This is a genomic window from Streptomyces sp. UC4497, assembly GCF_054871485.1.
On sequence record NZ_JBTYHB010000004.1, the window covers coordinates 31,412 to 51,597 of the forward strand.

Genomic DNA, 20,186 nt, shown 5'->3' on the forward strand with positions numbered 1-20,186 from the left:
TACCACCTGCTCAAGGGGATGTCGGCGTCCGGGGCCTACGACCTCGACGTCACACCGGAGTCGGCCGGTTGGGGCCACTCCGGTCTCAAGGTGCTCACCCTGGCGCCCGGTGAGACGCACACCTTCCGTACCGGTGACGCCGAGTTCCTCGTGCTGCCGCTGGAGGGATCGGCGACCGTGTCCGTGGCCGGCGACGTCTTCGAGCTCACCGGGCGCAGCGGAGTGTTCGCCGCCGCCACCGACTTCGCGTATCTGCCGCGGGACGCCGAGGCGTCGGTCAGCAGTGCGGGCGGCGGCCGGTTCGCGCTGCCCTCGGCGCGCACTGAACGCACACTGCCCGCCCGGTACGGGCGGCGCGAGGACGTGCCGGTCGAACTGCGCGGGGCCGGCGCCTGCTCGCGACAGGTCAACAACTACTGCCTGCCGGGAACCTTCGAGGCGGACCAGTTGCTGGTGTGCGAGGTCCTCACGCCGGGCGGCAACTGGTCCTCGTACCCGCCTCACAAGCACGACGAGGCGATCCCCGGCGAGCAGTCGGAGCTGGAGGAGATCTACTACTTCGAGATCGACGGAGGCCCCGGCGCCTTCGGCTATCAGCGGGTCTACGGCACCGAGGACCGCCCCTTGGAGGTGCTCGCCGAGGTCCGCTCCGGCGACACCGTGCTCATCCCGCACGGCTGGCACGGCCCGTCGATCGCGGCGCCCGGCTACGACCTCTACTACCTCAACGTCATGGCGGGCCCGGGCCAGGATCGCGCGTGGCTGATCTGCGACGACCCCGCTCACGGCTGGGTCCGCTCGACCTGGGCGTCCCAGGACATGGATGCCCGGCTGCCCTTCGGAGGACAGCGATGAACACCGTACGACTGACCACCGCGCAGGCCCTCGTGCGGTTCCTGGCCAACCAGTACAGCGAGCGCGACGGCCAGGAACAGCGCTTGATCCCCGGCGCCTGGGGCATCTTCGGGCACGGCAACGTGGCCGGCATCGGCCAGGCGCTGCTGCAGGCCTCGGCGACCGGTGAGGCCGATCTGCCGTACTACCTGGCGCGCAACGAGCAGGGCATGGTGCACGCCGCCGTCGCCTTCGCGAAGATGCGGGACCGGCTGTCCGCGTTCGCCTGCACCGCGTCCACCGGGCCCGGCTCCACCAACATGATCACGGGCGCCGCGCTGGCCACCACCAACCGGATCCCCGTCCTGCTGCTGCCCAGCGACATGTTCGCCACCCGCGCCGCCGATCCGGTGCTCCAGCAGCTGGAGGACCCGCGCGCCGGTGACACCACCGTCAACGACGCCTTCCGCGCGGTGTCGAAGTACTTCGACCGGGTCACCCGCCCCGAACAGCTGATCCCGGCCGCGCTCGCGGCGATGCGGGTCCTGACCGACCCGGTCGAGACCGGCGCGGCGACCCTCGCGCTGCCGCAGGACGTACAGGCCGAGGCGTACGACTGGCCGCTGGAGTTCTTCCGGCGCCGGGTGTGGCACATCGGCCGACCGGTTCCCGAGGCGGCCACGGTCGAGCGGGCCGTACGCCTGCTGAGGACGGCGAAGAAGCCGCTCATCGTGGCCGGTGGTGGCGCCGTCTACTCCGGCGCCGAGACCGCGCTGCGGGCCTTCGCCGAGACCACCGGCATCCCTGTCGCCGACACCCACGCCGGCAAGGGCACGGTGCCCTGGGACCACCCATGCGCGGTCGGCGGCCTCGGCTCGACGGGTGCGTACGCGGCCAACGAGCTGGCGAAGGACGCGGACGTGGTCCTCGGCATCGGCACCCGCTACTCCGACTTCACCACCGCGAGCCACACCGTCTTCGGCAACCCCGACGTCACTTTCGTCAACCTGAACGTGGCCCGGCTCGACGCGGTGAAGCACTCCGCCGTGCCGCTGCTCGCCGACGCCCGCCTCGGCATCGAGGCGCTAGCGGAGGCACTCGACGACTGGCAGGTGGCGCCGGAGTACCGGTTCCGCACCCGCCAACTCATTGTCCGGACACGGGAGATCGAGAACGACTGCTTCACGGTCCGCCACGAGCCCCTGCCCGCGCAGACGGAGATCCTCGGCGCCCTGAACGAGACACTGGACGACCGGGCCGTGGTCATCAACGCCGCCGGCTCGATGCCGGGCGATCTGCAACAGCTGTGGCGGGCCCGGGATCCCAAGGCCTACCACGTCGAGTACGCGTACTCCTGCATGGGTTACGAGGTGGCCGCCGGCGTCGGCGCGAAGATGGCCGACCCGTCCCGTGAGGTCGTCGTGCTGGTCGGTGACGGCTCGTACCTGATGATGGCTCAGGAGATCGTGACCATGGTCTCCGAGGGGCTGAAGGTCATCATCGTCCTGGTCCAGAACCACGGCTTCGCCTCCATCGGTGCCCTGTCCGAGTCCCTCGGCTCGCAGCGCTTCGGCACCAAGTACCGCTACCGCGACGGAACATCGGGACAGCTCGACGGCGACGTGCTCCCCGTCGACCTGGCCGCGAACGCCGCCTCGCTCGGCGCGGACGTCCTGCACGCCGACAGCGTCGACACCTTCCGTACGGCGATGGAGAAGGCCAAGGCCGCCGAGCGCACCACGGTCGTGCACGTCGAGACCGACCTGTACGGGCCCAACCCGCCCGGCCACGGCTGGTGGGACGTCCCCGTCAGCGAGGTCTCCGCCCTCGACACCACCCGCGCCGCGTACGAGACGTACGCCGCCCGCAAGCGCACACAGCGCCACTACCTGTAAGGACACCCCACACCGTGAACAGCATTCAGCACTGGATCAACGGCACACACGTTGCCGGGGCCGACACTGGTGCGGTCTTCAACCCGGCCACCGGCCAGGAGCAGGCCCGTGTCGCCCTCGGCACCTCTGCCGACGTGGACGCTGCGGTCACCGCTGCCGCCCACGCCTTCGAGACCTGGTCCGAGTCCTCCGTCGCCCAGCGCACTCACGTCATGTTCGCCTTCCGGCAGTTGCTGGCCGAGCACGAGGAGGAGCTGGGCCGGATCATCTCCGCCGAACACGGCAAGACTGTCGACGACGCCCGCGGCGAGATCATGCGTGGCCGCGAGGTCGTCGAGTACGCCTGCGGCCTCGGCGACGTCCTCAAGGGCAACTACTCCGACCAGGTCTCCCGCGGCGTGGACGTACTGGGCTTCCGCCAGCCGCTTGGAGTGGTCGCCGGCATCACCCCGTTCAACTTCCCAGCCATGGTTCCGCTGTGGATGCACCCGATCGCCATCGCGACCGGCAACACCTTCATCCTCAAGCCCAGCGAGCGCGACCCGTCCGCCGCGAACTTCGTCGCCGACCTGTACCGCAGGGCCGGACTGCCCGATGGTGTCTTCAACGTCGTGCACGGCGGCAAGGACGCGGTCGACGCAATCCTGACGCACGAGGGCATCGAGGCGGTCTCCTTCGTCGGCTCCACCCCGATCGCCAAGTACGTTCACCAGCAGGCCACTTCGCACGGTAAGCGCGTCCAGGCCCTCGGCGGGGCCAAGAACCACGCCGTCGTCCTCCCGGACGCGGACCTGGAGTTCGCCGCCAATCACATCACCGCCGGCGCCTACGGTTCGGCCGGTGAACGCTGCATGGCTGTGTCGGTCGCCGTCGCGGTCGGGGACTGCGCCGACGCACTGGTCGGGGCCCTGGAGCGCAAGGCCCGCGAGGTGAACGTCGGCCCCGGCGACAATCCCGGCACCGACATGGGCCCGCTGATCACCGCGGCCGCCCGCGAGCGCGTCGAGAACGGTGTCACCACCGCAGCCGCCCAGGGCGCCACCGTCGTCGTCGACGGCCGAGGCCTGAAGGTCGAAGGACACGAGACCGGCTTCTTCACCGGCCCCTCCCTCCTGGATCACGTAACAACGGCCATGGACGCGTACCAGCAGGAGCTGTTCGGCCCGGTCCTCGCCGTCGTCCGCGTGGACACCCTCGACGAGGCCATCGCCCTGATCAACGCCAACCCGTACGGCAACGGCACCGCCCTGTTCACCGACTCCGGCGAGGCGGCCCGCCGCTTCCAGCGGGGCGTCAAGGTCGGAATGATCGGCGTCAACGTGCCCGTGCCGGTCCCGATGTCCTACTACTCCTTCGGCGGCTGGAAGGACTCCCTCATCGGCGACTCTCCTGTGCACGGCCCCGAGGGCATCGGCTTCTACACCCGGCCGAAGGTCGTCACCACCCGCTGGCCGCGCCGGGAACAGCAGACCACCGCAGGATTCGCCTTCCCCACCTCCAACTGACCCCACCTCCCAGCGTCCCCCGCTCCCGACGTCACCGAAGGACACAACCATGGCAACGGCGCCAACACCCCTGCGCACCACCGTCGGAAACCTCTGCCTCGGCTCCGCCCCCGACTCCTGGGGCATCTGGTTCCCGCAGGACGACCAGCAGGTCCCGCACACCCGGTTCCTCGACGAACTGGCCCAAGCCGGATACGAATGGCTGGAGTTGGGCCCGTACGGCTATCTCCCCACGGATCCGCGACAGTTGGCGGACGCGCTCGAAGCGCGCGGCCTGAAGGTCTCCGGCGGCACCGCGTTCGGCGCGCTGCACCGACCCGAGGCCTGGGACGAGATGCTGGCCCATGTCCGCCAGGTGGCCACCCTGACCGCCGCCGCGGGCGCCCACCACCTCGTCCTCATCCCGCCCATGTACCGCGACGAGAAGACCGGCGCGTTCACGGAGTCGCCGGAACTGACCGCCGAGCAGTGGGCGGGCTTCGGCAAGGCGGCCGACCGACTCGGCAGGTTGCTGCTCGACGAGTACGACGTCCGTCTCGTTCTGCACCCGCACGCCGACAGCCACATCCAGACGCAGCCCGAGATCGAGCGCCTGCTCAACGAGTCCGACGCGCGGTACACGAACCTGTGCCTGGACACCGGACACGTCGCCTACGGGGGTGGCGACAACCTGGACCTCATCCGCCGCTTCGGCGATCGCGTCGGCTACGTCCACATCAAGCAGATGGACCCGCAGGTGCTCGCCCAGGTCGCCGCCGAGGACCTGTCGTTCGGCGAGGCTGTCAAGCGCGGTGTGTGCGTGACGCCGCCCGCGGGCGTGCCGGACCCGGCCTCCGTCGTCGACGAACTCGCCAAGTTGGATGCCGAGTTGTTCGTCGTGGTCGAGCAGGACCTGTACCCGTGCGCCCCCGACACACCGTTGCCCATCGCCGTACGCACCCGCGAGCACCTCGCCGGATGCGGACTGGCCGGAACCCGTCGCCCCGACCTCACCCGGTAGGAGGCCGCCATGGACGTGAAGGACGACACGCCCACGGCGCCGCCCGCCGGGACCGACACCACGTCGGACCTCGCGGCGAGCCGCCGACTGCGGGTCATCACCGTCATCGCCACCTTCGGTGGCCTGCTGTTCGGCTACGACACCGGTGTCATCAACGGTGCGCTGCCGTACATGAGCGACGACCTCGGGCTCAGCCCGCTCACCGAGGGCATGGTGACCAGTTCACTGCTGCTCGGCGCCGCTCTCGGCTCCGTCGTCGGCGGCCGGCTCTCCGATGCCCGCGGCCGGCGCCGCAACATTCTGCTGCTCGCCGTCCTGTTCTTCGTCGGCGCGCTGGCCTGCACGCTCGCACCCACCACCGCGTTCATGGTGGTGGCCCGGTTCGTGCTCGGCCTCGCCGTCGGCGGCGCCTCCGTGACGGTCCCCGTGTACCTCGCCGAGGTGTCACCTGCGGAGCGCCGTGGCGCGCTCGTCACCCGCAACGAACTCATGATCGTGACAGGACAGTTGCTGGCCTTCACCTTCAACGCGATCATCGCGCGGGTGGGCGGCGAGTCCGGCGGTGTGTGGCGCTGGATGCTCGTGATCTCCACGCTGCCGGCCGTTGTTCTCTGGTTCGGCATGCTGGTGATGCCCGAGAGCCCTCGATGGCTGGCCTCGCAGGGCCGCTTCGGGGACGCGCTGAAGGTGCTGCGGCAGGTCCGCTCGCGGCAGCGCGCCGAGGCCGAACTCGCTGAGGTCACCGCTCTGTCCGTGAAGGACGACGAGCAGGGGCTCGGCGGCTGGCAGGACCTCAAGGCCACGCCCTGGATCCGCAAACTGATGCTCGTGGGCTTCGGCATCGCGATCGTGCAGCAGGTCACGGGCGTGAACACGATCATGTACTACGGCACGGAGATCCTCACCGACGCCGGATTCGCCTCCGACAGCGCCCTGACCGCCAACATCGCCAACGGCGTCATCTCGGTCACCGCCACCTTCGTCGGCATCTGGCTGCTCGGCCGGGTCAACCGCCGCCCGATGCTGATGATCGGACAGCTCGGCACGATCACCGCACTGTTGCTGATCGGGGTGTTCTCCCTGGTCCTGCCGGCGGGCGAGGGACGCGCGTACGCCGTGCTCGCCATGACGGTCACGTTCCTCGCCTTCCAGCAGGGCGCGATCTCGCCGGTGACCTGGCTGACGCTGTCGGAGATCTTCCCCATGCGGATGCGTGCCTTCGGGATGGGCGTCGCCGCGGTGGTCCTGTGGCTGACCAACTTCACGATCGGCCTGGTCTTTCCCTCGCTGGTCTCCGGCATGGGCATCTCCGCCACATTCTTCCTCTTCGTGGTCCTCGGCCTGGTCGCCCTCGCCTTCGTAAAGAAGTACATGCCGGAGACCAGGGGCCGCAGCCTCGAGAACCTGGAGGCGGACCTCAAGGCCCGCTTCTCCTGAGCACCCCCGCTCGGTCCCTCCACTTCAGACATCTCCTTACCCACCCATGCCCCGGGCCGACCGCGCCCGGGGCCCGAAGAAAGGCAGGACACCCCATGACAGTGCGCGTAGGGGTCATCGGCGCCGGATGGATCGGTCAGGAACACATCCGACGCCTCACCGACGTCGTCACCGGAGCCCGTGTCACCGCCGTCACCGACATCGACGCCGAGCGTGCCGCGCAGGCCGCCGCGGGACCCGGTGCTCGTGTGTACGCGGACGGGGCCGCGCTCGTCGCGGCCGACGACGTCGACGCCGTGCTGGTCACCTCTTGGGGCCCCACGCACGCCGAGCACGTCCTGAACGCGATCGCCGCGGGCAAGCCGGTCTTCTGCGAGAAGCCTCTCGCGACGACGGCAGAGGACTGCCTGCGGATCACCGAGGCCGAGATCGCCCACGGGCGGCGCCTCGTCCAGGTCGGCTTCATGCGCCGCTTCGACCACGGCTACCGCCAGCTGAAGGACGTCATCGACTCCGGCCGCGTAGGAGAGCCGCTGGTGGTGCACTGCGCCCACCGCAACCCGACCGTTCCCGAGTCGTACACCTCCGACATGGCCGCCCTCGACACCGCCGTCCACGAGATCGACGTACTGCGCTGGCTCCTGGACGACGAAATCGTCTCCACGCAGGTCGTCACCCCGCGCTCCACGAGTAAGCGGTTCGCTCACCTCAAGGACCCGCAGATCATGCTCTTCGAGACCGCGAAGGGCACTCGCATCGACCTCGAGGTCTTCGTCAACTGTCAGTACGGCTACGACATCCAGTGCGAGGTCGTCGCCGAGGAAGGTCTCGTCCGGCTGCCCGACCCGGCCGCCGTCGGCGTGCGGACGGCCGGGCAGCACAGCACCGAGGTCCTCACCGACTGGGTGGGGCGCTTCGAGGCCGCTTTCGACACCGAGTTCCGCGAGTGGATCGCCGGCGTCGCGGCGGGTGCCGAGCCCACCGGCCCTTCGGCCTGGGACGGCTATGCGGCGACCGTTATCACCAGCGCCACGGTCGAGGCCCTGAACTCCGGCCGTGTCATCCCCACCGACATGAAGCCTCGTCCCGTCTTCTACGGAGGCACCGCGTGAAGATCGCCCTCGACCCGTACATGTTCCGTGCGCTGCCCATCGACGAGATGGTGCGCACCGTCGCCGGACTTGGCTACGAGCACATCGAGTTGTCGCCCCGCGACGACTTCATGCCCTTCTTCCTGCACCCGCGTGCGGACGACGATCGCGTCGCCGAACTCAGGAATGCCCTGCGGACGCACGGCGTGCAGCTGTCCTCCGTACTGCCCCTGTACAAGTGGTCCTCGCCGGACGAGACCGAGCGGCAGGCGGCCGTACGGTACTGGAAGCGCATGATCGAGATTGCCGTCGAGCTCGAAGTGCCGCTGATGAACTCGGAGTTCAATGGTCGCCCGGAGCGTGCCGCCGAGAGCGAGGCATCGTTCTGGCGCTCGATGGACGAGCTCCTCCCGGTCTTCGAGCGCGAGGGCATCGCGCTGAACCTGGAGGCCCACCCGGACGACTTCTGCGAGGAGAACGCCCCGGCCGTCGAGCTGGTCCGCGCGATCAACAAGCCCTGGGTGAACTACCTCTACTGCGCCCCGCACACCTTCCATCTGTCCGGTGCCTCGGACCCGAAGGCCGACATCGCGGCGATGATGCGTCACGCGGGCGACAAGCTCCAGCACGTCCACATCGCCGACTCCTTCAACCACAAGGGCTCGTCCGGCCTGCGCTACATCATGAACCCGCCCGGCACCCCGGCCCGCATCCACCAGCACCTGGACATCGGCCAGGGCGAGGTCGACTGGGACACCTTCTTCGGCACCCTGCGCGAGCTGAACTTCGACGGCGTCGCCACGGCCTGCGTCTTCGCCTGGGAGGAGCGCGCCCGCGAGTCCTCCGCGTTCATGCTCGACCGCATCCGCAAGGAGCTGGCCGTGTAGGGCGTGACGGGAACTCCCGGTGGGGCCGGGGACGTTCTGGAATCCGGGCCGTGTGGAGCGGCGGTGGCGCGGGACGTCGGACGATGAGGGATGGGGCGGTGGGCCGGATGGTGACAAGTGGAACCGGAATCGGTACGGGGGACGGGAGTCCCGGTGGCCGGATCGGGGTGATGGTGCCCCGGGATCTGCCTGCCGGGCAGGTGCTGCCCTTCGCGCGGCGGGCCGAGGAGCTCGGGTTCGACGAGGTGTGGGTGGTCGAGGATCTCGGGTTCCGCGGGGGAGTGGCGCAGGCCGGGGCGGTGCTCGCGGCGACGGGTCGGGTGACTGTCGGCATCGGGATCATGCCTGCCGGTGCGCGCAACGCTGCTTATGCGGCGATGGAGTTGGGCACCTTGGGTCAGCTCTTCCCCGGGCGAGTCACCGCCGGCATCGGGCACGGCATGCCGGAGTGGATGCGTCAGGCGGGTGCCTGGCCGGAGAGTCCGCTGACGCTGCTGCGCGAGTACACCGTCGCCGTACGAACGCTGCTGCGTGGACGGCCGGGCCCTGAGAACGGGCGGTACGTGCAGGTCCAGGGCGTGGTCATCGGCGAGGTGCCGGAGCCGGGCGCCGTCCCGCCGGTGGTACTCGGTGTGCGCGGGCCGAAGTCGCAAGCGGTGGCAGGGAAGTTGGCGGAGGGTGTGCTGCTCGCGGAGCCGGCCCCGCCCGCGTACGTCACCGCGTCGCTGGCGGCCATGGGTGACGAGCCCGATTCGGCGGACCGGCCCCGGCAGGTGATCACGTACGACGTCGCAGCCGTGGACGACGACGAGGCCGTGGCCCTGGACCGGGTCCGGCCCGGCCTCGCCTGGATCGGCGAGCCGGACTGGGCCGCGCACATCGCCCCGCTGCCCTTCGCGGACGACTTCGCCCGCCTGCGTGAACGGTGCGCCACGCGAGAGGAGTTCGCGGCGGCGCTGCCGAAGGAGTGGCTCGGCGAGCTCAGCCTGGCCGGGACCCCGTCCTCGGTCCGCGCCCGCTTGCACGAGCGTTTCCGTGCGGGGGCCACCACCGCCGTCCTCACCCCGGTCGGCGCGGACCCGCTCCAGGCGCTGGAGGAACTCGCGCGCGTGCTGCGCGCCGCCTGACCGCGGCGGCCCGCTCGTCTCACTCCGGTACGTGCGCGGACACTTCGTCGAGTGCCTTCGTCTCCTGCTCGGTCAGGTCGAGCTCGACGGCGGCGAGCAGGGCTGGGAGCTGCTCGACGGTGCGTGCGCTGGCGAGCACGCTCCCACTGTCCCTTTGCCTTGCGCTTGCCGGAAACGCCATACGTGCTGGTCACGCCGTAGGTTGGTACTCGTGCAGGATGCCGTCGAGGCGCCCGCGTTTCCGTATGTCGACACGGGTGGTCTTCTCCGGTTCGGCGATGCGTGAGGGTGGTGGGCGGAGCGGCCGGGCGTTCGCGATGCCTTGATGGGGCCGATGGCCGTTGTGGCCCTCGCGAGCTGGAGTGTCGCCATGCCGCAGCTGTGACGGATGGTCCTGGGACCCGACTTCGGCGTGGACGAACTCCAGAGGGAGATTGTGGGGGCGGTGGAGTCACTTCCCACGTCGTCGGCAACGGGCAAGGGGGCGTCCGCCGGGCGGGACTGAGACCGCCCGGCTCCGGCCGGCCGTGCCGAGGTGTGTCAGGCGGTGGTGCCGCCGTCGGCGAGGAGTGTGCTGCCGGTCATGTACATCGACAGGTCGCTGACGCAGAAGAACGCTACGCGGGCGATGTCGTCGGGGGTGCCGATGCGGCCGACGGGGCTGGTCAGCATCAGCGGGACGCTGTCCTCCTGGAGGGGCGTGTCGGCCTCGGTGGCGGCCAGTTGGTTTCCCTCCGTCGGCACATAACTGGGGGCGACCCCGAGGACTCGGATACCCTGCGGTGCCAGCTCCAGGGCGCTCTGTCGGGTGAGGCCCCGAACCGCGTGCTTCGACCCGACGTACGCGGCGAGGCCGGGCGCGCTGCCCCGGAAACCGGCGGTCGAGCAGACGTTGACGATCACGCCGCCGCGCCCGCCGGCGGTCATGACGCGGGCGGCTTCCCGGGTGCCCACGAGGGTGCCGCGGGCGTTGACGGCGAAGACGGTGTCCCACGTCGCATCGTCCATGTCGGAGATCGGGACGCTGGGGAAGACGCCCGCGTTGTTCACCCACGCGTCGAGGTGGCCCCAGTGTTCTGCCGCGAGGTCGGCGGCGGCGCGCACGCTGTCCGAGTCCGTCACGTCCGTCTCGACGCCCACGGCCTCGGTGCCGTAGCGGCCCGCGAGGTCGGCGGCCGCGGACTTCGCAAGGGGCCCGTCGACGTCCGCGACGAGGACGCGGGCACCGGCCTCGGCGAGTCGGCCGGCTATCGCCTTTCCGAGGCCGCGTCCGCCGCCGGTCACCACGGTGGCACGACCGTCGAGGGAGGCGAGTTCGGCGATCGAGCGGGTCGAGACGTCGGGCATGGACATGGGCATGGCGTGCTCCTCTGTAGGAAAGGTGACGGCCGGGCGGCCGTGGTGGTGGTCACGGGACGGGCAGCGGCCGCGGTGCCGGGACCGCGCACCGGGCATGCAGCGGGCCTGGACCGCCGTCGACGGAGGTGCCGTCGGGCAGGACGACCGTGGCCGTCGAGCCGGGAGGCACCGCGACGTCGATCCAGAACAGGTCGCCGTCGACCGACCAGTCGACGGCGATGGTGCCCTGCGGCCCGTCGAACGTCCCCGACGCCCACGTCAGACCTGCTCCCAGGACGGGCGCCACGATGAACGACTCCCAGGCTGCAGAGCCCGGCGCCTGACGCAGGCCGAGCGTGTGCGTATGCAGGAACCGGACGACGGCGCCCTTGCTGTAGTGGTTCAGCGAGGCAGTGGCGTTGCCGTCGGTGTCGACGCCGTCCCAGTCCTCCCAGATCGTGGTCGCGCCGCGGTCGAGCATGGTGAGCCACGACGGTTCGGTGCGCTGGGTGAGGACGGCGTAGGCGACGTCGGCGTGACCGGTGTCGGCCAGGACGGGCAGCAGGTCGGCCGTCGACAGGAAGCCCGTGTCGAGGTGGTCGTCCGCCGCGCGGATCAGGGAGACCAGGTGCCGCGCCGCCGCGTCTCGGAGGTGTGGCGGGATCAGGCCGAAGGCGAGGGCCCGTACGTAACCCGCCTGTGTGTCCGCGGCCGTACGCCCTTCGCCGTCCAGGAACTCCGTCCGCCAGGCCTCGCGTACGCGCTGGGCGAGTACGGCGTACTGGTGTGCGTCGCGGGGTCGGCCGAGGGTGTGGGCGATCGCGGCAAGCGTGTGGACCGAGCGGTAGAGGTAGGCGGTGCCGACCTCGCCCTTGTCGGCCATGAACCACGCCACGGGGTCGCTCGCCACCGGGTCGATGGGTGTGCCGTCCGCCGCACGCTTCTTCGGCTCGCACCACTCGCCCCAGTGGAAGGTGCCGTCCCACAGGTACGCCTCGTGTGGCAGCGGTGTCACCGAGCGCTCGACGCGCGAGGGGTGACGTGCCGAACTGGCGGCTTTCAGTGCGAAGTTGACCCAATCGACCATCGCGTCCCAGTTCTCCGCGAGGACGAGATCGTCGCCGTACGTCTCGTACAGGACCCACGGCACGTGCACGACGGCGTCGCCCCACCCCGCCGAGCCGGTGATGTGGTCGACCATCGGATCCGGATACTGCTTCAAGTGATTGGGGTCGGGGGAGGAGTTGGCGATCCGGCCGTCCGGCAGCTGGTCGTCGCGCACGGAGCGCAGCCACTTGCGCGAGAATCCGTCGACGTCGAACATCCGCACCGCCGTCGAGACGAACACCTGGTAGTCGCCGGTCCAGCCGAGGCGCTCGCGGGTGGGGCAGTCGGTGGGCACGTCGACGGCGTTGCCGCGAAAGCTCCAGCGGGCGACCTCATGCAGGCGGGTCAGGTCCGGATCGCTGCAGGCGAAGCTGCCGGTGGGACGCAGGTCGGTGTGGATGACCTCCAGGGAGATCGACGACGGGGCGATCTCGGTGCCGGTTCCGGAGCCGTCGTCGCGTCGGACACTGGCGTAGCGGAATCCGTGGACGGTGTGGCGGGGCTCGAAGGCCGCGTCCGCCGTCCCGTCGGAGACGACCTCGTCGCGCTGCACGAACCGCCGGGGTTCTTCGCCGGGCCGGACGCTGTCGAGGTGGTGGGTCGTCAAGTCCCCTGTGTGGGCGTCGAGATGTTCGCCGTGGTCGATCACTGTGCGGGTGCCGGCCGGGCCGAGACCGGTGAGGCGGATGCGGCCCGACGTGTTCTGCCCGAAGTCGACGACACTCGCACCGCTCGCCGTGCGGGTCACATGGATTGGTTCGAGCCGCTCGATCCGCCGCACCGGCGGCGCGGGCGACCAGTCGACCGGTGGGGCCTCGACGGCGTCGACGACGACGGGCAGGCGAGTGGGGCGGAGGGCGGTGAGGTCGGTGGTCTGTCCATCCATGAGGTCGGCGCGTACGACGGTGCTCGGTCGGCACGACCATCGCGGGCCGGTGCCGAGGGCACGTGTCCACCGGCCGTCGGCGTTCTCCATGTGTACTTCCAGGCGGGCGGCCGTACGGGTGCCCCAGCGGGCGGGCTTGCGCCACGCGCCCGTCTTGCCTCGGTACCAGCCGTCCGAGAGCACGATCTCGATGTCGTTTTGTCCCTCGCGCAGGAGGTGGTCGATGTCCTCGGCCTGTGCGTAGAGCGTGTCGGCGTACGACGTCGAGCCCGGGGCGAGTTCGGTGTCACCGACGCGATGGCCGTTGAGGTACACCTCGTAGATTCCGAGGGCGGTGGCGTAGAGACGGGCGTGGGTTCCTGGCCGGTCGAGGACGAAGGAGTCCTGCAGTGTGTACGCGGGCCGGTGCGGCTCGGCGCGGTCGGCGTCGGACTCGGGCGGCGAGATCCAGTGCGCCGTCCAGTCCTGCGCCAGCAGCCCCACCTCGAAGCGGGCCGGCGCCGACCACGGCGACAACGTGGTGTCCCGGCGGCCGCGTACGCGCCAGCTCACCCTGTCCCGGCTGCCCAGGGGCCGCCACGGCCAGGCGACGAACAGATGCCTGCGTGAGGCGGCCTCTACCGGGGGCAGGCCGACGCCGTTGACGCTCGCGTCGAGCACGTAACCGTCCTGCTCCGCCCAGCCTTCTGGCAGCTGCCAGGACAGGTGAGGGCCGGCACCACAGACGACGAAGCCGCCGCCCGTGCTGTCTGTCCTCAGGTTCGTCGGTGCGTGCTCGGACATGGTTCTCCGTATCGCGATGGGGAAGGTGCGGGATAACGGTGCGGGTGCACGTCAGCGGACGGAACGCACACGAGTAAAGATCAACAGGCCGCCGACCAGGGCGAACACGGCGCCGGTGAGATAGAGCGCCGTGTAGTTCTTGACGCCGTCCGTCACGCCGATGGTGATGATCAGTGGGGCGATGAGTGGGGCGAGCGCGCTCGGTATCTTCTGGGAGAACGCGACCACCGCCATGTACCGGCCGGCCTCGGCGCGGTTCGGCAGCACGGCCATCACGATCGCCTGGTCCACGGAGCTGAACAGCGCGATGGCGAGCTGCATGAGCACCGAGCCGGTCATCAGCAGCGGCAGCGAATAGGCGGAGGCTTCCACGACGGCGCCACAGATGAACACCAGCGCGCCGATGAGCGTGAACAGCCGCCTCCGGCCGAGCTTGTCCGACAGGAAACCGCCGCCGACCGCGCCCGCCATCGCCGCGACCATGCCGGTCATCCCGACGACCGCGACGGCCCCGGCGACCTCCTTGACGGGGAGGTCGAGCCGCTGCGCGTAGAAGAAGGTGGCGAACGTCGTGTTGAAGTACAGCCCCATGAAGAAGATGAACCGGCCCAGCCAGTTCCAGCCGAAGTCGGGGTACTTGCGCGGGTTGAAGACGTAGCTCGCCAGGATTTCCTTCATGGATACCCGTGCGGCCGGGGCCAGCGGGCGGGAGTCCGGTTCGGAGCCGCGCAGGGCGAATACCACCGCGCAGGCGAGGCCGAGAAGGCCCGGCAGGACGAAGACCAGGAAGGTGCTTCCGATGGCCGATGCGATGCCGATGCCGATGACCGGCCCCACTTGCCCGGTCAGCCCGGTGAGTCCGGAGACCTTGCCCCGCTGCTCCTCGGGGATACGGTCTGCCTGGAGGGTGAGGATCGCCTGGGATGCCGTCGCCCAGCCCAGCATCGCGAGCACCCAACCGGCACCGATCAGAAGAAGGTTGGGCGCGACGGCGATGCCGGCCAGGGCGAGCAGGCCCAGGGCGCTGCCACCGACGAGGAAGGGGCGGCGGCGCCCCACTCGGGTACGTGTCCGGTCGCTCCAGACGCCGATGAGCGGGCTGGCGAGGAGGAAGACGGCCTGGGCGGTTCCGGTGACGTAACCCAACAACTCCTCTCTGCCCGGCGCGAGTTGATCGATGCGCAGGGTGAGCGTGTACGAGAGGGGGAGGATGTAGGCCATGCCGACGCCGAAGTTGGCGGCCATCATCCAGAAGAGGTAGCTCTTGCTCACCGGCTTCAGGGGCGGTGGCGCACTCTTGGCGTCGGCCTGCTCTGGGCCGGCCGCGGGCAGGGGTTCGTCGTGCACGGTGACTCCGTCGTCAGTCCGTCATCGATCGGTGGCGGGATGGGTGAGGGGGATGGGTGGTGGTGAGTGGCTCAGGGGCGGCCGCGGCGGGCCACATCGCCGAGCCACGCGAGGCTCGGCTTGGGGCGGCGCTCGAAGGACTCCCGGTCCACGGCGATCAGGCCGAACGTCGGTCCCCAGTGCCCCCACTCGAAGTTGTCGAGTGCGGTCCAGTGCAGATAGCCGCGCACGTCGACGCCGTCGTCCGCCGCGGCGAACAGGTGCCGCAACGCCTCGTCCGTGTAGGCGATGCGCCGCACGTCGTCGTCCGTGGCGATGCCGTTCTCGGTCACCAGGATCGGTACGCCACCGGTGACGTCCCAGGTGTGCCGGACGGCCATGCCGAGCGCGTCGGGCCGGTAGGCGGTGCCGACCTGGGTGTTGTCGGGAAGCTGGGGGTGCGGTTCGATGCCGTCCTTGCCGACCCACTGGCTCGAGTACGACTGGACGCCGACGAAGTCGTCACCGCGCGCGGCCTCCAGGTACAGGTCCTCCCAGACGTACTGGAGTTCGGCGAGCTTGTCCTCCGCGCCCGGGCGGGCGGCGAAGGCGCGGTTGGCGACCGTCCAGCCGACGGCGGCGTCGGTGTTGGTGCGCACGATGTCGCGCACCGCGTGGTGTGCCTTGACCAGGGCCTCGCCGATGGTGGTGTCCGGGGCCGGCAGCTTGGGGCGGAAGTCGTTGTCGACGGTCGGGCTCTGCCAGACGTCGGACGCCTGTGCCTGCGCCTGTGACCGGGCCTGTTGTTGCTGGAGCAGCTGGCGCTCCATGGTCATCATCATCGCGAGCATGTTGGGCTCGTTCATGGTGGCGACGTACGGGACATCGCCGAGGATTCCGGTCACCCGCTCCACGTACGAGGCGAATCGGTCGACAGCGCGTTCGCCGAGCCAGCCGCCCTCCTCGGTGAACCAGCGCGGGTTGGTGAAGTGGTGCAGGGTGATCACCGGGGCGAGGCCGAGGCCGAGCGCGGTGTCGATCATCCGCCGGTAGTGGGCGAGTTCGGCGCGTGAGAACTCGCCGGGGACGGGTTCGATGCGCGCCCACTCCACACCGAACCGGTACGAGGTGAGCCCGGCGTCGGCGAGCAGTCGCATGTCCTCCTCGTAGCGGTGGTAGCTGTCGCAGGCGTCACCGCTGCGCTCCAGTCCCGGCACCTGGCCTTCGCGTACCCACCAGTCGCTGTTGATGTTGTTGCCCTCGATCTGGTGCGGGGCGGTGGCGGCTCCCCAGAGGAAGCCGTTCTTCTCGGGCATGTCTCGGGTCCTTCGCGTGGGGCACGTATCGCTGCTCGATCTGGATCTGCGGCGGCGCGCGCTGGGCGGAGAGGGGGAGGAGGTAGCGGCGCGTACGTACGCCGTGTGAGTCGCTCAGGCCGTGGAACGGTCGGGTTCTGGGTTCCTGGCTGCAGAATGTAACCACGGTGGCTACATTTCGGGGAGATTAAACTCCGGGGCGACAGCGGAAGGCAAGACCCGCGCCGGAGTTGTCGTGGATACGTCCTCAACAGCGCAGGAGACAGCATGAGTTCGACCACCGGGACCGGCGCTGGGGCCGACGCGGGGTCCGGCGCAAGGGCCGGTACGGGCACCCGTCGTCGAGGGCCGTACGCGACGACGCCCGCCCGGCGGTTGCAGATCGTGCGCGCGGCCTTGGCGAGTTTCGCCGAGCACGGCTACGAGCGGGCTTCCCTGCGGGACATCGCTGCGCGGGCCGGCGTGACGCACGCGGCGCTTCTGCGTCACTTCTCGGGCAAGGAAGAACTGCTGCTGGCGGCGCTGGCCCAGCGTGAGGCGGATGAAGAGGAGCAGGCTGCCCGGATCGTCGCGTCGGGTACCGCCGGCCCTGCCGTGCTCAGCGCGGTGCTTGCCGACGAGTTCGCGGATCCCGACTATCAGCGCAACTGGTTGGCCCTGGCGATCGCCGCGACGAGTCCGGCCCACCCGGCGCACGAGTTCTTCGCCGGACGCCGCGAACGGATGCGTACGCGCTTCCGTAGCGGCACCCTGCGCACGGCGTACGACAGTCCCGACCTGTCCGCCGACGAGAAGGTGGTCATGGTGCTCGCGATGATGGACGGCCTGCGGATCCAGACGCTGCTCGATCCGTCGCGCGACTCGTTGCGCCTGCTGGAGATCTTCATGCAGACGGTCATCGACCCGGAGGGCGACACCGAGGAGTCCGAGGCCGAATGAGCGTCACGCGGCGTCCGCTGGGCCGGCCCGGAACACCATCCGCAGGAACGACTGGACCGGCCCGACGATGTCGAGATCGTCGTCCAACAGCCACTGCAACTGCAGACCGTTGAGGACGGCCTGCAGCAGGATTGCGGCATGCTCGGGCGCCAGGCCTTCGTGCAGTTCACCGCGCTCCGCCATGTCGCGCATGCCCTCGGTGAATTGCGTGCGCCCCAGGTCGTAGCGCTGGGCGAAGTAGGTGTGCGCCGGATGGCCCGGGCGGGAGGCGGCCGCGGCGAGCTCGATCCACAGGCGCATCAATTCGGGGGCCTGCTGGTGGTGGCGCAGCAAGTCTCCCAGGTATGGCGCCAGTTGATCCATGTCGCCGACCTGCGCCAGGCCGCGCTGCCACTCCTGTGTGTCGCGTTCGGCGAGCACGGCGGCGAGCAGCTCGTCCTTGTTCCGGAAGTGGTGAAGCAACCCGGCGTGGGTGATGCCGGCCCGTTCGGCGATGTCGCGGAGGGAGGCCTTGGTGAACCCGTGCTCCGCGAAGCTGTCGCGTGCCGCCCTGACGATCTCCGCTTGCCTGGCCGCCGTCTTGGCGTACGGCCCGCGGGGTTTTGCCTGGCTCACGGTGCGGTTCCTCCCGGTGGTCGACGGGCCCTGCTGATCGCGGACTCCCTCAAAAACCTACCGAGGGTGGTCCGGGTGCGGCGCACCGCCGCCGGATAACGCTCTGATCACGAAGTCGAACCGCAGGCTTCCCGCCCCCTCCTTGACGGGCTTACGTTCCCTGCAAAAACCAACCACGTGGTAATGGTTGGCTCCCTCGCGGTCTCGATGGACCCGCATCCCGATCCGAGCCGCTTCGGGCCGCTTCGAGAAAGGCACCCATGCTGAAGCCCCGTACCACCGCCAGCCGAGAGCTGCTGAACCTCGACGGCCTGTGGAGGTTCGCCACCTCCACCACCGCCGGTGATCGCCCGTGGGCCGGGCCGCTCGACACCGCACTCGTAGCCGCCGTCCCCGCCAGCTACAACGACCTGTTCACCGACAGCGCGATCCGTGACCACGTCGGCTGGGTCTGGTACCAGCGCTCCGTACGCGTGCCGCGAGGCTGGGACGGTGAACTGGTGATCCTGCGCGTGGACGCCGCGACCCATGAAGGCAAGGTGTACGTCGACGACGTACTCGTCGCCGAACACATCGGCGGATACACGCCGTTCGAGGCAGACATCACCGAACACGTCCATGCGGGCCGGGAGTTCCGCCTCACGATCGGCGTCAGCAATGAACTGACCAACACCACCATCCCGCCTGGCCGGATCACGGTCGCCCAGGACGGCCGCCGCAAGCAGACGTACCTGCACGACTTCTACAACTACGCAGGTCTCGCCCGTTCCGTGTGGCTCTACAGCGTGCCCTCCGTCTACATCGAGGACATCGCCGTCGTGACCGGCCTCGACGGCACCACAGGCACGGTCGAGTACGAGGTCGAGGTCAGCGAGAGCGCCGAGGTGCGCGTCCGAGTGCTCGACGCGACGGGCACCCAGGTCGCGGCGGCCGACAGCGCGAACGGCACGCTGCGCCTGGAGGACGTGACGCCGTGGCGGCCAGGGGCGGCATACCTGTACGAGCTGGTGGCCGAGATCGTCGACGGGGAGGAGATCCGTGACGTCTATGCCCAGCCGTTCGGCGTCCGCACCGTCGAAGTGCGCGGCACACAGTTCCTCATCAACGGCGAGCCCTTTTACTTCACCGGCTTCGGCAAGCACGAGGACACCGCTGTACGCGGCAAGGGGCACGACGACGCCTACCTCGTCCACGACTTCCAGCTCATGGAGTGGACCGGTGCCAACTCCTTCCGCACCTCGCACTATCCGTACGCGGAGGAGGTGATGGACTTCGCCGACCGGCACGGCATCGTCGTCATCGACGAGACGGCGGCCGTCGGCCTCAACCTCGCTGTCGAGGCCGGCCTCACGGGCGCCCCACAGCGCCCCACCTTCTCGCCCGACACCATCAACGACGACACCCGCGCCGCCCACGCACAGGCGATCCGCGAGCTCATCAACCGCGACAAGAACCACCCCAGCGTGGTGATGTGGTGCATCGCCAACGAGCCGTCCTCCAACGAGCAGGGCGCCCGCGAGTACTTCGAGCCGCTCGTCGCTCTCACTCGTAAGCTCGACCCCACCCGCCCGGTCACCTACGCCGCCGTGATGTTCGCGACGTCGGACAACGACCGCATCGCCGAACTCTTCGACGTCTTGTGCATCAACCGCTACTACGGTTGGTACATCGCGACCGGCGACCTCGCGGCGGCCGAGACATACATGGAGGGCGATCTGCGCGGCTGGGCCGAGAGGTTCGGTAAGCCGATCGTCATGAGCGAGTACGGCGCGGACACCATGCCGGGCCTGCACTCGGTGTGGGACCAGCCGTGGACGGAGGAGTACCAGTCGGCCTGTCTCGCCGCGAGCCACCGGGCGTTCGACCGGATCGAGGCCGTCGTCGGCGAACACGTCTGGAACTTCGCCGATTTCCAGACTTCGCACGGCATCCACCGTGTCGACGGCAACCGCAAGGGTGTCTTCACCCGTGACCGCAAGCCGAAGGCGGCCGCGCACGAGCTGCGGCGGCGGTGGCAGGGCCTCGGCGGGCGCAAGCCGTCGTCGGAAGAGCAGGGGGAACAGGGAGGACAGGGGCAGCGGCCCGATGTGAGGTGATCCG

General features: G+C 69.8%; 15 protein-coding genes. 10 read left to right on the top strand and 5 right to left on the bottom strand.

Annotated elements, in window-relative coordinates; genetic code table 11:
- The first annotated feature begins 18 nt into the window (after positions 1-18).
- The 8 genes from iolB (at position 19) to ACYSUO_RS07370 (ending at position 9,776) form a co-directional block, all read left to right on the top strand.
- Positions 19-855, top strand: coding sequence for a 5-deoxy-glucuronate isomerase (iolB, locus tag ACYSUO_RS07335; protein WP_461775499.1), 837 nt, complete (start codon positions 19-21; stop codon positions 853-855).
- Positions 852-2,729 (top strand): 3D-(3,5/4)-trihydroxycyclohexane-1,2-dione acylhydrolase (decyclizing), encoded by a 1,878-nt coding sequence (gene iolD, locus ACYSUO_RS07340; RefSeq protein WP_461775201.1) that lies wholly within the window; start codon positions 852-854, stop codon positions 2,727-2,729. Before iolB ends, iolD begins: the two co-directional genes overlap by 4 nt.
- Positions 2,730-2,743: 14 nt before the next feature.
- Complete coding sequence (locus ACYSUO_RS07345; RefSeq protein ID WP_461775202.1) at positions 2,744-4,234, top strand: CoA-acylating methylmalonate-semialdehyde dehydrogenase; 1,491 nt, start codon at positions 2,744-2,746, stop codon at positions 4,232-4,234.
- Positions 4,235-4,283: 49 nt separating this feature from the next.
- A complete protein-coding gene (locus ACYSUO_RS07350; protein WP_461775203.1) occupies positions 4,284-5,234 on the top strand; it encodes a TIM barrel protein in 951 nt (316 codons plus the stop codon).
- Between the two features lie 9 nt (positions 5,235-5,243).
- Complete coding sequence (locus ACYSUO_RS07355) at positions 5,244-6,671, top strand: sugar porter family MFS transporter (RefSeq protein ID WP_461775204.1); 1,428 nt, start codon at positions 5,244-5,246, stop codon at positions 6,669-6,671.
- Positions 6,672-6,766: 95 nt separating this feature from the next.
- Positions 6,767-7,783, top strand: coding sequence for a Gfo/Idh/MocA family protein (locus ACYSUO_RS07360; RefSeq protein WP_461775205.1), 1,017 nt, complete (start codon positions 6,767-6,769; stop codon positions 7,781-7,783).
- Positions 7,780-8,649, top strand: a complete 870-nt coding sequence (locus ACYSUO_RS07365; protein ID WP_461775206.1) for a sugar phosphate isomerase/epimerase family protein — start codon at positions 7,780-7,782, stop codon at positions 8,647-8,649. Before ACYSUO_RS07360 ends, ACYSUO_RS07365 begins: the two co-directional genes overlap by 4 nt.
- A 107-nt stretch (positions 8,650-8,756) precedes the next feature.
- Positions 8,757-9,776 carry an LLM class flavin-dependent oxidoreductase gene (locus tag ACYSUO_RS07370; protein ID WP_461775207.1) on the top strand — a complete coding sequence of 340 codons (1,020 nt, stop codon included), beginning with the start codon at positions 8,757-8,759 and terminating at the stop codon, positions 9,774-9,776.
- A gap of 540 nt (positions 9,777-10,316) precedes the next feature.
- Here ACYSUO_RS07370 and ACYSUO_RS07375 read toward each other — a convergent pair.
- The 4 genes from ACYSUO_RS07375 to ACYSUO_RS07390 form a co-directional block, all read right to left on the bottom strand.
- Positions 10,317-11,135 (bottom strand): SDR family NAD(P)-dependent oxidoreductase, encoded by an 819-nt coding sequence (locus tag ACYSUO_RS07375; RefSeq protein WP_461775208.1) that lies wholly within the window; start codon positions 11,133-11,135, stop codon positions 10,317-10,319.
- Positions 11,136-11,184: 49 nt separating this feature from the next.
- Positions 11,185-13,890 (bottom strand): family 78 glycoside hydrolase catalytic domain, encoded by a 2,706-nt coding sequence (locus ACYSUO_RS07380; protein WP_461775209.1) that lies wholly within the window; start codon positions 13,888-13,890, stop codon positions 11,185-11,187.
- A 51-nt stretch (positions 13,891-13,941) separates the two neighbouring features.
- A complete protein-coding gene (locus ACYSUO_RS07385) occupies positions 13,942-15,237 on the bottom strand; it encodes an MFS transporter (RefSeq protein WP_461775210.1) in 1,296 nt (431 codons plus the stop codon).
- A gap of 71 nt (positions 15,238-15,308) precedes the next feature.
- The gene (locus tag ACYSUO_RS07390; RefSeq protein WP_461775211.1) at positions 15,309-16,532 is read right to left on the bottom strand and encodes a family 1 glycosylhydrolase; all 1,224 of its coding nucleotides are present in this window, start codon (positions 16,530-16,532) and stop codon (positions 15,309-15,311) included.
- Between the two features lie 267 nt (positions 16,533-16,799).
- On the opposite strand from ACYSUO_RS07390, the gene ACYSUO_RS07395 reads away from it, so the two are divergent.
- Positions 16,800-17,471, top strand: coding sequence for a TetR/AcrR family transcriptional regulator (locus ACYSUO_RS07395; protein ID WP_461775212.1), 672 nt, complete (start codon positions 16,800-16,802; stop codon positions 17,469-17,471).
- A gap of 3 nt (positions 17,472-17,474) precedes the next feature.
- On the opposite strand, the gene ACYSUO_RS07400 is transcribed toward ACYSUO_RS07395, so the two are convergent.
- Positions 17,475-18,086: a TetR/AcrR family transcriptional regulator gene (locus tag ACYSUO_RS07400; protein WP_461775213.1), complete on the bottom strand. Its 612-nt coding sequence runs from the start codon at positions 18,084-18,086 to the stop codon at positions 17,475-17,477.
- A gap of 260 nt (positions 18,087-18,346) precedes the next feature.
- On the opposite strand from ACYSUO_RS07400, the gene uidA reads away from it, so the two are divergent.
- Complete coding sequence (gene uidA, locus ACYSUO_RS07405; protein WP_461775214.1) at positions 18,347-20,182, top strand: beta-glucuronidase; 1,836 nt, start codon at positions 18,347-18,349, stop codon at positions 20,180-20,182.
- The last annotated feature ends 4 nt before the right edge of the window (positions 20,183-20,186 follow it).

Excerpts from the sequence above, each read along its gene's own strand:
- ACYSUO_RS07360 (WP_461775205.1), top strand. The coding sequence starts at position 6,767 with ATGACAGTGCGCGTAGGGGTCATCGGCGCCGGATGGATCGGTCAGGAA.
- ACYSUO_RS07380 (WP_461775209.1), bottom strand. The coding sequence starts at position 13,890 with ATGTCCGAGCACGCACCGACGAACCTGAGGACAGACAGCACGGGCGGC.
- iolB (WP_461775499.1), top strand. The coding sequence starts at position 19 with ATGTCGGCGTCCGGGGCCTACGACCTCGACGTCACACCGGAGTCGGCC.
- ACYSUO_RS07375 (WP_461775208.1), bottom strand. The coding sequence starts at position 11,135 with ATGCCCATGTCCATGCCCGACGTCTCGACCCGCTCGATCGCCGAACTC.
- ACYSUO_RS07370 (WP_461775207.1), top strand. The coding sequence starts at position 8,757 with ATGGTGACAAGTGGAACCGGAATCGGTACGGGGGACGGGAGTCCCGGT.
- uidA (WP_461775214.1), top strand. The coding sequence starts at position 18,347 with ATGCTGAAGCCCCGTACCACCGCCAGCCGAGAGCTGCTGAACCTCGAC.
- ACYSUO_RS07355 (WP_461775204.1), top strand. The coding sequence starts at position 5,244 with ATGGACGTGAAGGACGACACGCCCACGGCGCCGCCCGCCGGGACCGAC.
- iolD (WP_461775201.1), top strand. The coding sequence starts at position 852 with ATGAACACCGTACGACTGACCACCGCGCAGGCCCTCGTGCGGTTCCTG.
- ACYSUO_RS07395 (WP_461775212.1), top strand. The coding sequence starts at position 16,800 with ATGAGTTCGACCACCGGGACCGGCGCTGGGGCCGACGCGGGGTCCGGC.
- ACYSUO_RS07390 (WP_461775211.1), bottom strand. The coding sequence starts at position 16,532 with ATGCCCGAGAAGAACGGCTTCCTCTGGGGAGCCGCCACCGCCCCGCAC.
- ACYSUO_RS07350 (WP_461775203.1), top strand. The coding sequence starts at position 4,284 with ATGGCAACGGCGCCAACACCCCTGCGCACCACCGTCGGAAACCTCTGC.